This window comes from Amycolatopsis sp. SID8362 (assembly GCF_010550475.1).
Lineage (GTDB): Bacteria > Actinomycetota > Actinomycetes > Mycobacteriales > Pseudonocardiaceae > Amycolatopsis > Amycolatopsis eburnea.
Map to the genome: position 1 here is coordinate 1 of NZ_JAAGNB010001353.1, position 252 is coordinate 252.

Annotated in this window: 1 protein-coding gene; it reads left to right on the forward strand. The window is 76.6% G+C overall.

Features of this window, described 5'->3' with window-relative positions; genetic code table 11:
* On the forward strand, nucleotides 1-252 hold a 252-nt coding region (locus G3I65_RS41285; protein WP_203612652.1), incomplete at both ends, for a hypothetical protein.

Below are 252 nucleotides of genomic sequence, written 5' to 3' on the forward strand. Positions count from 1 at the left end.
GTCCACGCCCGCACCACCCACGTCCTGGAGCTGTTGCGGACCTGGCTCGGCGAGGACCGCCCCCACTCGGGCCTGGTCTTCCTGACCCGCGGCGCGGTGCACGCCGAGGACCCCGACCTCGCGGGCGCGGCGGCGTGGGGTCTGCTGCGCTCGGCGCAGGTCGAGAACCCGGGCCGCTTCGTGCTCGTGGACGTCGACGAGGACGGCCTCACCGACGCCGTGGTCGACGCCGTCCGCGCCTCCGGCGAGGCG